The organism is Lactococcus formosensis, from assembly GCF_018403745.1.
In the GTDB taxonomy this organism is placed as follows: Bacteria; Bacillota; Bacilli; order Lactobacillales; family Streptococcaceae; genus Lactococcus; species Lactococcus formosensis.
This window is the reverse complement of the sequence record NZ_BOVP01000005.1, coordinates 1-12,128: the sequence shown is the minus strand read 5'-3', so window position 1 is coordinate 12,128 and position 12,128 is coordinate 1. Positions and strand designations below refer to the sequence as shown.

General features: G+C 38.7%; 11 protein-coding genes and 8 tRNA genes. 8 read left to right on the top strand and 11 right to left on the bottom strand.

What is annotated here, in order from left to right:
- Positions 1-92: 92 nt before the first annotated feature.
- The 8 genes from KJS37_RS07005 to KJS37_RS06970 all read left to right on the top strand — a co-directional run bounded on the left by KJS37_RS07005 (position 93) and on the right by KJS37_RS06970 (position 6,884).
- The gene (locus KJS37_RS07005) at positions 93-572 is read left to right on the top strand and encodes an S-ribosylhomocysteine lyase (RefSeq protein ID WP_003133193.1); all 480 of its coding nucleotides are present in this window, start codon (positions 93-95) and stop codon (positions 570-572) included.
- A gap of 14 nt (positions 573-586) precedes the next feature.
- A complete protein-coding gene (locus KJS37_RS07000; RefSeq protein WP_017369688.1) occupies positions 587-736 on the top strand; it encodes a hypothetical protein in 150 nt (49 codons plus the stop codon).
- Positions 733-1,746, top strand: a complete 1,014-nt coding sequence (locus KJS37_RS06995; protein ID WP_213496591.1) for a Gfo/Idh/MocA family oxidoreductase — start codon at positions 733-735, stop codon at positions 1,744-1,746. The genes KJS37_RS07000 and KJS37_RS06995 overlap by 4 nt, the downstream gene beginning before the upstream one ends.
- A 98-nt stretch (positions 1,747-1,844) precedes the next feature.
- On the top strand, positions 1,845-2,687 hold the full coding sequence (locus KJS37_RS06990) for an ABC transporter ATP-binding protein (protein WP_165712531.1): 843 nt from the start codon (positions 1,845-1,847) through the stop codon (positions 2,685-2,687).
- Positions 2,680-4,182, top strand: a complete 1,503-nt coding sequence (locus KJS37_RS06985; protein WP_213496589.1) for an ABC transporter permease/substrate-binding protein — start codon at positions 2,680-2,682, stop codon at positions 4,180-4,182. Before KJS37_RS06990 ends, KJS37_RS06985 begins: the two co-directional genes overlap by 8 nt.
- Positions 4,183-4,278: 96 nt before the next feature.
- Positions 4,279-5,547, top strand: a complete 1,269-nt coding sequence (locus KJS37_RS06980) for a BaiN/RdsA family NAD(P)/FAD-dependent oxidoreductase (protein ID WP_213496587.1) — start codon at positions 4,279-4,281, stop codon at positions 5,545-5,547.
- An 83-nt stretch (positions 5,548-5,630) separates the two neighbouring features.
- Positions 5,631-5,716 (top strand) — tRNA-Leu (locus tag KJS37_RS06975).
- 133 nt (positions 5,717-5,849) lie between these two features.
- A complete protein-coding gene (locus KJS37_RS06970; protein ID WP_213496585.1) occupies positions 5,850-6,884 on the top strand; it encodes a YdcF family protein in 1,035 nt (344 codons plus the stop codon).
- Positions 6,885-6,918: 34 nt separating this feature from the next.
- Here KJS37_RS06970 and KJS37_RS06965 read toward each other — a convergent pair whose 3' ends face one another.
- From KJS37_RS06965 to KJS37_RS06915, 11 genes are all read right to left on the bottom strand, one after another.
- Entirely contained in the window at positions 6,919-7,713 is a 795-nt protein-coding gene (locus KJS37_RS06965; RefSeq protein ID WP_213496584.1) for a TraX family protein, read from the bottom strand.
- Positions 7,714-7,928: 215 nt separating this feature from the next.
- A complete protein-coding gene (locus KJS37_RS06960) occupies positions 7,929-9,098 on the bottom strand; it encodes a class I SAM-dependent rRNA methyltransferase (RefSeq protein WP_213496582.1) in 1,170 nt (389 codons plus the stop codon).
- A 47-nt stretch (positions 9,099-9,145) separates the two neighbouring features.
- The gene (locus KJS37_RS06955; RefSeq protein ID WP_014025460.1) at positions 9,146-10,342 is read right to left on the bottom strand and encodes a phosphoglycerate kinase; all 1,197 of its coding nucleotides are present in this window, start codon (positions 10,340-10,342) and stop codon (positions 9,146-9,148) included.
- A 92-nt stretch (positions 10,343-10,434) separates the two neighbouring features.
- Complete coding sequence (locus KJS37_RS06950) at positions 10,435-10,920, bottom strand: hypothetical protein (RefSeq protein ID WP_017369695.1); 486 nt, start codon at positions 10,918-10,920, stop codon at positions 10,435-10,437.
- A 391-nt stretch (positions 10,921-11,311) separates the two neighbouring features.
- A tRNA-Leu gene (locus tag KJS37_RS06945) sits at positions 11,312-11,397 on the bottom strand.
- A gap of 38 nt (positions 11,398-11,435) precedes the next feature.
- A tRNA-Gly gene (locus KJS37_RS06940) sits at positions 11,436-11,507 on the bottom strand.
- 69 nt (positions 11,508-11,576) lie between these two features.
- Positions 11,577-11,649 (bottom strand) — tRNA-Thr (locus tag KJS37_RS06935).
- 11 nt (positions 11,650-11,660) lie between these two features.
- Positions 11,661-11,742 (bottom strand) — tRNA-Leu (locus tag KJS37_RS06930).
- A 46-nt stretch (positions 11,743-11,788) separates the two neighbouring features.
- Positions 11,789-11,861, bottom strand: a tRNA-Lys gene (locus KJS37_RS06925).
- Between the two features lie 38 nt (positions 11,862-11,899).
- Positions 11,900-11,972 (bottom strand) — tRNA-Asp (locus tag KJS37_RS06920).
- Between the two features lie 2 nt (positions 11,973-11,974).
- Positions 11,975-12,047: transfer RNA gene (locus KJS37_RS06915), tRNA-Val, on the bottom strand.
- Positions 12,048-12,128: the final 81 nt, after the last annotated feature.

Below are 12,128 nucleotides of genomic sequence, written 5' to 3'. Positions count from 1 at the left end.
TCATTCTATCACTTTACGAGGTCAGACAAAAAAATTTTGGTTCAAAAAATGGTAAAATAGAAGAATACTAAAGAATACTGGAGGTAAGAAAAATGGCTGAAGTAGAATCATTCCAGCTCGATCACACAAAAGTTTTAGCACCCTATGTGCGTCTAATTGGGACAGAAACAGGCCCTAAGGGTGACATTATTACCAACTTTGACGTCCGTTTTGTGCAACCTAATCACGGTGAAATTCCTACAAGCGGACTACACACTATCGAACACTCAATGGCAAGTCTGATACGTGACCGTATTGATGGTATGATTGACTTTTCTCCCTTTGGATGTCGCACTGGTTTCCATATGATTATGTGGGGCGAGCCAACTGCTGAAGAGATTGCTAAAGTAATCACTTCATCTTTGGAAGAGCTCGCAGGAGACAGTTTCACTTGGGATAATGTCCCAGGTGTTGCCGAAAAAGAATGTGGTAATTATCGTGATCACTCATTGTTTTCAGCAAAAGAATGGGCGAAGAAAATATTGAGTGAGGGTATCTCCTCGGATGCTTTCGAACGTCGCCTTGTAAAATAGAGAGAAAGAGAACTATGGGAAAGTATCAATTAGACTATAAAGGACAAGCCTCTGTCCAAAAATTCCACGAGAAAAATTCAAATAAAAAGACAGACAAGTTGTCAAAAATTGAAGAATTAAAAAAACAACACTTAGCTAAAAAGAAAAAAGAGAAGAAAGCATGAAAAAGTTAAACATTGCTTATGTTGGTTTTGGGAAGTCCACCAATCGCTATCATATTCCGTATGTTAAAATTCGTGAGCACTTCAACATTGCGCGCATTGTCAATCGTAGCCTAGGTAAACGTCCTGAGCAAGCTATTCTTGAGGCTGAAGGAACCGTTTTTTCAACAGACATCAATGATATTATTCAAGATGATTCAATTGATTTAGTCGTTGTCGTCACTCCAGGTGCTGCACATTACGAAACGAGTAAAAAGCTTTTACTGGGTGGAAAAAATGTTATCTGTGATAAACCGTTAGTGGAAACGTTAGAACAAGCCAAAGAATTAGTTGGTATCGCTCAAGAAAATAATCTCTTCTTTATGCCTTTCCAAAACCGTCGTTTTGACAGTGATTTTTTGACGATTAAAAAAGTTTTGGATGCGGGTTACTTAGGAGATTTGCTTGACATTACTGTCACTATGGATCACTATCGTCCAACAGATACAACTGCTGGAAAAAACTTTGACGGTGCCTGGTATGGCCATGGTGTACACATGGTTGACCAAATGGTTTCACTCTTTGGACATCCAAAAGATGTACAGTACGATATCCGTTCAACACGCGATTCAAATGCTGTGGACGATTACTTCTCTGTAAACTTGCTTTACACTGATTTCCGAGCAACCGTCCAAGCCACTGAACTGGCTGCGCTCAAACGTCCCAAATGGGTGCTTTATGGTTCTAGAGGAACTTTAATTAAAGAAAACGTTGACCAACAGGAAAATGATTTGAAGGTAGGAATCTTCCCAGGAAGTGAAGGTTTTGGGGCCGATACACCGCAAGATTTTGCTCAATTGACATACTACAATCAAAATGGAGATCGTATTGAAAAGTCAATTCCTACAGTTTCAGGCGATTATGGTCGTGTCTATGATGCGGCTTATGATTCACTCGTGAATGGAGCTGAAAAACTTGTTTCGGATGAGCAAATTTTGACGGTTATTGAAACTTTAGAAAATGGCTTTAAATAAAAAAGTCCTCTTTGAGGGCTTTTTCTATACCCTTCCATCCAGAAAAATAGTAATCCATTTCCTGAAAGAACTGAAAGATAAAATGTTAAAATGACACTATGACTATTACATTTAAAAATGTTACTAAAAAATACGGAGACAAAGCCGTACTTTCAGATATCAACTTATCCATAAAAAGTCATGAGTTTTTTGTCCTCGCAGGCTCTTCGGGTGGTGGAAAAACAACATTACTCAAGATGATTAACCGGCTCATCGAACCCAATCAAGGACAGGTTCTCATTGATGATCAAGATATTCAAACAATTAACTTAAGGGACTTGCGTCTTCAAATAGGATATGTTCTCCAACAAATTGCGCTCTTTCCTAACATGACCGTTTTAGAAAATATTAGTATCATCCCAACCATGAAAGGTTGGAGCAAAAGAGAAATACGTGAGCGTGTACTCGAACTCCTTCCTTTAGTTGGTCTAGATGCCGAAAAGTATCTTAACCGCTATCCTCACGAACTTTCTGGGGGTGAAGCACAGCGGATTGGTATTTTACGTGCTATCGCCTGTAAACCAAAGATTATTTTAATGGACGAACCTTTCTCCGCTCTGGATCCTATCTCCCGTAAACAGCTACAGGAACTGGTCAAAGATTTACAAAAAACCTTAAAAATCACAACGGTTTTTGTTACCCACGATATGTCTGAAGGAATGGCGATGGCTGACCGTATCGCTATTCTCAAAGATGGTGAACTTCAACAAGTGGGACGCCCCCAAGAAATTTTAAATGCTCCAGCAAATACTTTTGTAGCGGACTTCTTCACTGATTATCAGCAAGATCTATCTCAATATAAATTAAAAAATCTTGAACAAGTCCTTGCAACTCATGATTTTTCGGAAGAAACGCCTTTGGGGGAAATCTTAAACAGTCTGGAGGACGATACTCATGAATAATTTGATTGCTACCTTTCAACAGCAAGAACATCAGTTTTGGACTGCTCTTTTAGAGCATGTCCAAATTTCTTTAGTTTCTCTGTTTATCGCTATTTTAATCGCGCTTCCTCTTGCTTTACTTTTAAGACGTTATCCCAAAACTGCTGAGCCTGCACTACAAATTACAGGAATTTTCCAAACTATTCCAAGTTTGGCCCTTCTTGGATTATTGATTCCTTTCATTGGTATTGGCTCTTTGCCAGCCATTGTTGCATTAGTTGTCTATGCCCTTTTTCCCATTATCCAAAATACCTACACAGGACTTCAACAAATTGATCCATCCTTAATTGAAGCTGCAACGGCTTTTGGAATGAATCGGCGGGAGCGCTTGATGAAGTTTGAACTGATACTTGCTCTACCCTTTATTATGGCAGGTATTCGTACAAGTGCAGTCATGATTATTGGGACCGCAACTTTAGCTGCACTTATTGGAGCAGGCGGACTCGGAAATTTCATCCTCTTAGGCATTAACTCCAATGATGTTAACCTTATCCTGATTGGAGCGCTTTCCTCTGCTTTACTGGCCGTTATTTTCTCAACCTTACTCCGCTTCTTGGAAAAAGCAAAAATTCGGACCATTCTGATTAGCTTCTTTGCTGGGCTTTTACTCTTGTTGGGTTCATATTATCAGCCTCATTCTAATACTCATCCACAGATTACTATTGCTGGAAAACTCGGAGCTGAGCCGACACTTTTGATAAATATGTACAAGGAAGTTATTGAGAAGAACAGTGATATCGAAGTCACACTCAAGTCCAACTTTGGAGACACAACCTTCCTTTACAATGCTTTAAAATCAAATAAAATCGATATTTATCCTGAATTTTCTGGAACAGTCTTAACGACATTTTTGAAAAAAAATACGACTTCCACCGACCCCAAAAAAGTTTATGAAGAGGCGCGCGCAGGCATTGCTAAGCTTGACAACTTTACTTATCTTGCACCTATGGAGTTCCAGGATACTTATGCATTAGCTGTTAAAAATAGCTATGCCCAGAAACATCACCTTAAAAATATTTCTGATCTGCAAAGCTTGCCTTCCGTTAAAGCTGGATTCGACTTAGAATTTGCACACCGTCAGGATGGCTATATCGGAATTCAAAGTTTATATGGGTTAAGTTTTGATGTGAAGACAATGCAAACAAGCCTGATCTACAATGCTTTAAACAGTAATAACATTGATTTGGCACAAGTCTACTCCACAGACAGTCAAATCAAGCAATATGAACTCACTGTACTGAATGATGATAAAAATCTTTTCCCACCCTATCAAGCCGCTCCTTTGATGAACAACAGTCTCCTAAAAAAATATCCCCAATTAGAAAAAATTTTAAACGAACTCTCAGGAAAAATAACCAATAAGGAAATGATTGACATGAATTACGCTGTCAATGTTGAACAAAAAGATCCCGCTGCTGTAGCCCACGATTTTCTGGTGAAACATAGTTTGGTTTAAAGACTGAGCTTAAGAACTCTTACCTAAGAGTTCTTTTTATATATTTCGTAAGCGAGCTCCAGAAATCAGCACCAGAAACTATGCTATAATGAAGTTATGAAAAAATATGATGTAATCGTTGTTGGTGCTGGACCTTCAGGTATGATGGCTGCCATAGCTGCTGCTGAAAATGGTGCCCACACAGCTTTAATTGATAAGAACAAAAAGGTTGGAAAAAAACTATTGATGACTGGAGGTGGACGATGTAACGTTACTAACAGTCATTCTGTGGATGCGATTATTACTCATGTTCCTGGAAACGGGCGCTTTTTACATAGTGCTTTTGCTCAATTTTCAAACTTGGATATTATTGATTTCTTTGAGAAAAATGGTATTCCGCTCAAGGAAGAAGATCATGGCCGTATGTTCCCTGTAACAGATAAATCTCGCACAATTGTTGAGGGACTTTTCAGTAAAATAGAGGAACTTCAAGTGGACTATTTTCCAAACTCTGCCGTAACTGAGCTCAACATAGAGCATGGCACTATTACCGGACTCGAAACAGAAACAGACAGCTTCGCGGCCTCTTGTGTTGTCTTATCTACTGGCGGTCGCGCCTATCCATCAACAGGCTCCACCGGCGATGGTTATAAATTAACACGAAGTGCTGGACATACAATCACAACCCTTTATCCGACAGAATCTCCATTAGTTTCTTCTGAAACATTTATCAGTGAGAAAAGTTTACAAGGTATCTCCCTTCGAGATATTCGATTGAGTGTACTTAATGCTAAAGGGAAAGTCATCATTGACCACCAAATGGATATGCTCTTTACACACTTTGGTATTAGCGGACCAGCAGCACTTCGCTGTTCTAGCTTTATCAACCAAGAGCTGGCTAAAGGCGCAGAAAGCGTGACTGTACAGCTGGACAGCTTCCCTGACATATCTGTAGCACAACTCTTAAACGACTTGAAAAATACTGCGCGTGACAATGGAAAGGCTGTGAAAAATGCTTTTGCAGCACTGACTCAGGAACGCTACTTACTTTTCTTACTCGATAAAGTTCAAATCGACGCAGATATGCCTGCAAAGCAACTCACTGAAAAACAATTAGAGAGACTCTCCCATATCCTTAAAGCATTTCCAATCCAAATCGATAAAACTTTTCCGATTGAGAAATCTTTTGTCACTGGTGGCGGTGTACACCTTAAAGAAGTTAATCCAAAGACAATGGAAAGTAAATTAACACCCGGTCTCTATATGACAGGAGAATTACTTGATATCAACGGTTATACTGGTGGCTATAACATTACATGTGCTTTTGTAACAGGGCGTGTAGCAGGTACCCATGCTGCAGAAATGGCTTCTTATATGAAATACTGAACAATCTTTATAAAAACATCTAAAAAATAAGTTCATCCTTGCATTCTTCTTCGTGAAATGGTATTATATTAAAGTACCAATTCGCGGAAGTGGCGGAATTGGCAGACGCGCAGGATTAAGGATCCTGTGGCCTATCTTGGCTGTGCGGGTTCAAGTCCCGCCTTCCGCATCGTAAAAACACCGGTTTCATGCCGGTGTTTTTTTATATTTCTTATTTCAAACAAATACCGCTTCAGTAATACAAAATACTAGTTTACCGAGGTGCGAACATGATATACTAATTTTAACTATTGGAGGATTCTATGCTTTATCTACTCTTTTTTCTTGCTATTTCTGGGATAGGCTATTTGCTAATTAAATTTAAAGACCGCAGTATCTTTGGGGGGCTACTTCTTGCTGCCGGCTTGATTCTCTCATTTTTCACCCTTTTAATTCTTGGACTCGTTTTCCTTGATAAAACCTCCTCTCATGGTTCAATGCTTGCTTTAGCAATTTTTTATTTACTTCTCCCTCTCATCTTTTTAGCTGTATGCATCTATCTCATTTTCAATTCACAAACGATGCGTACTAAAGAAGGAAAAAGTTTAACTGCAAAGCTCTCCGCTGCCATGGGCTTAAACTTAATCATCAGTTTCCCTCTTTTTCTATTTTTAATCACAGGTGTATTCAAACTACCACTTTTTCTGGATATAATTTTGTTATTTATCCTCTTACTTGATTTAATACTATCCTTCATCTTTATTGCTTACCTCTTTTATTCTTGGATGTACCAGATGCTACCGCTTAAAAAGCATATTGACTATATTATTGTACTTGGATCTGGTATTTCTAGTGAAGACGTTCCACCGCTTCTAAAAAGCCGCTTGGACAAAGGGATTGAATATTTCTACAAAAATCCGAATGCGAAATTTGTTGTGAGTGGTGGGCAAGGTACTGATGAACCTGTTTCTGAAGCTTATGCTATGCGTAAATACCTCCTCTCTCAGCATATTCCTGAAAATATGATTATTTTAGAAGATCAATCAACTACAACTTATGAAAATATGCTTTTTTCAAAACAGCTTATTGAAGAAGATTGGCTCACAAGATTTGAGGGTGGACACCCAGCGCCAAGTATTATCTTTTCAACCAATAATTATCATGTACTCCGTGCACGTTTATATGCCCGTAGAGTGCATCTTAAGGCTGAAGGGGTTGGTGCACCAACAGCACTTTATTTCTTACCCACAGCCCTCATACGTGAATACGTGGCCCTCTTATCACACAATAAAATATGGGTTATGAGCCTCATTGGTTTTGTTTTCTTCGCTTTATTATATAGCTTTTTACCAATATAAAAACACACGGTTAATAAATGACCGTGTGTTTTTGTTATACTACACCTACCAAGACATAGCGTAAGATGTACAGAATAAGCAAATGTGCGGGATAAAAATAATAGAAAAGATCTCTTTGCCACTGTGCGCCATTACCGCCACGTTGACCATTGTAGAGGAAAATGAAAGGTAAAACAGTAATAATCATAAATTCATTTGAAAAACTGAGTACCTGGTAAAGCGTGCCTGCTGCACTCCCTGTAAAATAGCCCACCAAACTCCATACAAGCAACAGAAGACTAAAAGTAATAATTCCTGCTGAAATTTTTGCCCATCTTCCTCGGAAAAAATAGAAAATGAGAACCAATACAAGCTCGTACGGGCCACCCTCACTCAACAGGATAAGGGGCAAAAGCAATAGAATGACTAAGCTATATGAAAAACACTTAAGCTTCGTCCCTTGATTTTTACGAATAATATCAATTGCCCAGATCAAAGCAAATAGGAGTGCCAGCGTCATGAAAATATTTTGACCTGCAAGAAGTAAAAATATATCAAATTGCCCATAAGGATCCTCAAAACTGCTCCGTGTCAGCAAGTTGAAGCTAATGTTGATGGCATACATCAGTAGACCACCACCTAAAAGCCTTAAAAAATATTTTTTTCGACTTCTTGTATAATGAAAGCCTTCGACCATCATAAATACAAATAGAGGTGCGACAAATCGCCCTAAAAATCCTACCCGGGTAGGTAAGCCAAAGTAGCTTCCAAGATAAATGTTAATATGATCGATAACCATAAATACTATACCTATGATTTTTAAATCATAGCTAGAAAATATTTTTTTCATACTCTGTTCTCCTTTATTTGTGAAACAGATTTTCTAGAAGAAACCAGCCTAGGTGAAGAAGATGAAGAAACAAGAGAACTGCTTCTACTGAGACGGCTTTTTTTAGAAAAACTGATACCCTTTTATTATAAAGGAGAATTGTACATCCTCTCTTACATTTCAGTAATTTATGGCTTATTAAAAAACTGCTGAAGCAACTTTCCAACAGTTTTTTCTTATTTTTTGATTTGAATAAACAAGACTTTCAAATAATCACCTTCCGGGAAAGAAGAAGCCACCTTGAAGTCGGCAGGCAAGTGCTCTTCCTGAAAAATATCAAATTTAACATTTTTATTTTTAAGAGCCTGTTCTACCATTTTACGGAATTTCTCACGGCTAACATTAGCAGCGTTTGTAGAGGCAATCAAAAGTCCTTCTTTATTTAAAATATCGATTGATTCTTGAACGAGTTCCCCATAATTCTTCGCCACCGAAAAAGTCTTCTTCTTGTTACGAGCAAAGCTTGGTGGATCTAAAACTACTACATCATAACTTAATTCTTTTTTCTTGGCATAATTAAAATAACCAAAAACATCCATAACGTAGATGCGTTGACTCTCAGGATCGATGCCATTCATTGTAAATTGTTCTCGCGTTTTATCCAAAGAACGTTTAGCTAAATCAACTGAGGTTGTTTGGCTTGCTCCACCAAACGCTGCTGCGACCGAAAAAGCGCCCGTATAACTAAACATATTAAGAAGGGTCTTACCTGCCACTAAACCACTTGCTAAAGTACCTCTGACTTCTTTTTGATCTAAGAAAATCCCTGTCATTAACCCTTCATTCATATATGTTGCATAGGTCACACCATTTTCCTTAACGGCCAAGGGTTCTGGGGCAACTTCCCCCCATACATGTCGTGTTTCAAAATTTGGACCATCAAACCGAATTTTTTCATAAATTCCTTTGATTTCAGGATAAACAGAGCGAAAAGCAGCTATAATGTCTGTACTTTGCGTATAGATAAAAGGGTTGTACCAGCTAAAAACAGCATAATCAGCATAATAATCTACAGTTACCCCACCTAATCCGTCTCCTTCACCATTAAAAAGCCGGAAAGCTGTAGTAAGCTCATCTTGGAAAAAAGAAAGACGTGCGCGCTTAGCTTCTTCAAATTTCGCTGCATAGAAGCTTAGATTTATATCCTCTGAGATCGGACTTAAAAGCCAACCAGCGCCTTTATTTTGTTTTGATAAATAGCCTCTTCCCAGAAAGTTTTCTTGTTCATCAACAAAGTCAATAAACCCGTCTTCCTGAGGAGTAGACTTTAAATCTTCGGCAACAATTAAGGGAAAAGCGCGGCGGAGCTTTTGTGCAGCCTGCTTTTTTACTGTGATTTTCTTCATAGTATTATTGTATCAAAAAAACAGACCATGGTCTGTTTTTTATTGCATTATTTTTCTGTAAGAGCATCAAGTCCTGGAAGAACTTTACCTTCGAGAAGTTCCATAGAAGCACCACCACCAGTAGAGATCCATGAGAATTTATCTGCACGGCCAAGGTTGATTGCTGCAGCTGCTGAGTCTCCACCACCAATGATTGATTTTACACCTGGTTGAGCAATGATGGCATCCATAACACCGATAGTACCTGCTTGGAAGTCAGGGTTTTCAAAGACACCCATAGGACCGTTCCAAACAACTGTTTTAGCACCTTCAAGTTCTTTAGCAAAACGTTCAACTGATTTAGGACCTGCATCAAGACCAAGGAAACCAGCATCAACTGCTTCACCTTCAGTGTCTTTTACTTCAGTGTAACCAGCAAAAGCATTAGCTTCTTTTGAGTCTACTGGCAAGATAAGTTTCCCGTCTGCTTTTTCAAGCAATTCTTTCGCCAAGTCAAGTTTATCTTCTTCAACCAAAGAGTCTCCGATTTCGATGCCTTGTGCTTTGAAAAATGTGTACGCCATACCACCACCGATGATAACTTTGTCTGCTTTACCAAGCAAGTTTTCAATAACACCGATTTTATCTGAAACTTTTGAACCACCAAGGATCGCTACGAATGGGCGAACTGGGTTTTCAACAGCTTCTTGGATGTAAGCAATTTCGTTTTCAAGCAAGAAACCAGCTACTGCTTTATCCACGTTAGCAGAAATACCTACGTTTGAAGCGTGCGCACGGTGAGCAGTACCAAATGCATCATTTACGAAGATACCGTCTCCAAGTGAAGCCCAGTATTTACCAAGTTCAGGATCATTTTTAGATTCTTTTTTACCATCAACATCTTCAAAACGAGTGTTTTCAACAAGCAAGATATCGCCATCTTTTAATTCAGCAATAGCAGCTTCCAACTCAGCACCACGAGTAGTTCCTGGGAAAACAACTTCTTTGCCCAATTTTTCGCCCAAAGCTGCTGCTACTGGAGCAAGAGATTTACCAGCTTTATCTGCTTCTTCTTTAACACGACCAAGGTGAGAGAAGAGAATTGCACGTCCGCCTTGTTCAAGTACATACTTGATTGTTGGAAGAGCTGCAGTAATACGGTTATCATTAGTAATTACACCATCTTTAAGTGGGACATTGAAGTCCACACGAATAAGAACTTTTTTACCTTTAAGATCTACATCTTTAACAGTCAATTTTGCCATTTTCTGGAAATCTCCTATAAATTTTTATTTAGTAATAAAGTAATTATATCACAATTTGAACAAAACTTTCTCTTCAAGCATTGTTAATAAAGTCACTGTTCATCATATAATATTTTTATTATTTTTTCTTTCAAACGATGTTTTTCCATTCGATGCAGTTCATCACCAGCAAGGTAACTTTTAAGAAGAGCACGGTAGCGTAAATTTAAGTTTTCTAAAACTTCTTCAAGCAAACTGCCAGAAATCAGAGTATGTTCTGGACTGGCTACTTTTCCTTTTAAAGCATCTGAATATTCGTAAATATCTAGCCCAGTCCCACAGTCAAAACCCCTTTTAAAAGCCCGCTCCCTTCTTTTAATATCAATAAGTCTCTGCTTATAACGTACTTTAAAATGGCAAAAAAGTTTTCTTTGTGTCACACCATCCTCAAGTAAATCATATAATACCAAACGCCCTTCCTGCTGATAGTCATCTATCGTCCAAAAATTTATCGGAATCAAACGACTATTCTTCCATACAATATGTTGAACAGAATGAAATATTTCTTCCAGCTGCTCCATATCTAAATTATGCTCCATCCTTCTACATTTCTCTCCCCTCTAGAATAACATCCAACTTATCGTAACTTATTTGTTTCCTCCTTTTGTAATGTGTTCTACTCCTATATAGTAGAATACCATAGCTAGAAATAAATACAATTATCAAATTATTTTTATTCTTTAAATTTCTAAAACATAATCGAAATTATGGACATTTTTTAAGTTCCAGAATACAAATTGACATTTTATCAAAAAAACTAGAATATTAGCACGTATCTTTTCATCTTAGAGTAATAAATAACAATTCTCTGATATTTAACAAATCAACTCATAACCTCATATTTCAACAAAAAAACAACTCGCTTAATGTACCAGTTGTTAATATAATCTATAAAAAAACCAAGAGTTAGTAAACTCTTGGTATAAGTGATGCCGAGGACCGGTTTCGAACCGGTACGAAGGTTACCCTTCGCAGGATTTTAAGTCCTGTGCGTCTGCCAGTTCCGCCACCCCGGCAAAATATGGAAAATCCCCCACTAAGGGAGAACTAACAAAGCGAACGACGAGATTCGAACTCGCGACCCCAACCATGGCAAGGTTGTGTTCTACCCCTGAACTACGTTCGCAACGCTTAAAGAAAGACAAGCTCTCTCAAACCCTCTATCTGGCTTCACTAGGTCCAACAGTTAAAGGAATGCCGACTACATGATTCGAACACGCGACCCTCTGATTACAAATCAGATGCTCTACCAACTGAGCTAAGTCGGCTATAAAAGAAATGCGGATGAAGGGACTTGAACCCCCACGCCCTAAAGCACTAGAACCTAAATCTAGCGTGTCTGCCAATTTCACCACATCCGCTTGACAAGTTCTTTTACGCTTTATACCTCAACCTAATGTTAAAGTATGACCCGTGCTGGGCTCGAACCAGCGACCCTTTGATTAAAAGTCAAATGCTCTACCAACTGAGCTAACGAGTCTATTTCTTTTATTACCTTTCAAGTAAGTCTACTTGAAACGGTTCCGACGGGAATCGAACCCGCGATCTTCGCCGTGACAGGGCGACGTGATAACCGCTACACTACGGAACCTATGGGAGTTAACGGGATCGAACCGCTGACCCTCTGCTTGTAAGGCAGATGCTCTCCCAGCTGAGCTAAACTCCCAATCACTTGGCATTTACCATATCTCACAGGGGGCAACCCCCAACTACTTCCGGCGTAATAGGACTTAACTTCTGTGTTCGA

Bases quoted from the DNA above. Each gene is read 5' to 3' on its own strand.
- KJS37_RS07005 (WP_003133193.1), top strand. From the start codon at position 93: ATGGCTGAAGTAGAATCATTCCAGCTCGATCACACAAAAGTTTTAGCA.
- KJS37_RS07000 (WP_017369688.1), top strand. From the start codon at position 587: ATGGGAAAGTATCAATTAGACTATAAAGGACAAGCCTCTGTCCAAAAA.
- KJS37_RS06995 (WP_213496591.1), top strand. From the start codon at position 733: ATGAAAAAGTTAAACATTGCTTATGTTGGTTTTGGGAAGTCCACCAAT.
- KJS37_RS06990 (WP_165712531.1), top strand. From the start codon at position 1,845: ATGACTATTACATTTAAAAATGTTACTAAAAAATACGGAGACAAAGCC.
- KJS37_RS06985 (WP_213496589.1), top strand. From the start codon at position 2,680: ATGAATAATTTGATTGCTACCTTTCAACAGCAAGAACATCAGTTTTGG.
- KJS37_RS06980 (WP_213496587.1), top strand. From the start codon at position 4,279: ATGAAAAAATATGATGTAATCGTTGTTGGTGCTGGACCTTCAGGTATG.
- KJS37_RS06970 (WP_213496585.1), top strand. From the start codon at position 5,850: ATGCTTTATCTACTCTTTTTTCTTGCTATTTCTGGGATAGGCTATTTG.
- KJS37_RS06965 (WP_213496584.1), bottom strand. From the start codon at position 7,713: ATGAAAAAAATATTTTCTAGCTATGATTTAAAAATCATAGGTATAGTA.
- KJS37_RS06960 (WP_213496582.1), bottom strand. From the start codon at position 9,098: ATGAAGAAAATCACAGTAAAAAAGCAGGCTGCACAAAAGCTCCGCCGC.
- KJS37_RS06955 (WP_014025460.1), bottom strand. From the start codon at position 10,342: ATGGCAAAATTGACTGTTAAAGATGTAGATCTTAAAGGTAAAAAAGTT.
- KJS37_RS06950 (WP_017369695.1), bottom strand. From the start codon at position 10,920: ATGGAGCATAATTTAGATATGGAGCAGCTGGAAGAAATATTTCATTCT.